This window comes from Corynebacterium sp. HMSC078H07 (assembly GCF_001812805.1).
Classification (GTDB): domain Bacteria; phylum Actinomycetota; class Actinomycetes; order Mycobacteriales; family Mycobacteriaceae; genus Corynebacterium.
In genome coordinates, this window is the sequence record NZ_KV810503.1 from 1 (window position 1) to 264 (window position 264).

1 pseudogene is annotated in these 264 nt (G+C 54.2%); it reads right to left on the reverse strand.

Annotated elements, in window-relative coordinates:
* A pseudogene (locus tag HMPREF2875_RS13725) lies at positions 1–264 on the reverse strand (HNH endonuclease); the annotation flags it as partial.

Consider the following 264-nt stretch of genomic DNA (forward strand, 5'->3'; position numbering starts at 1 on the left):
TGAGGTTAAGTTCTATTTCCTCCCCATCCCCGTTAACGATTTGGTCGAGTTCGTTGAGGGTGACAACGACTTGGGCATGTACGGCGGGTTTGGTGCCAATACCACCGGTGACAATGACGGTGCGGGCAGCATCAAGCAGGTTTGTTTTGTTGACGGATTCTAACGTGCCTCGGATATCAGCGATGACAGTCGGGGCGTCGGTGATGGTGATGGAGTTAGGTCCCTTAGAGCGGTAGGTGAAGCGTACCCCGGGTTTAGCCACAC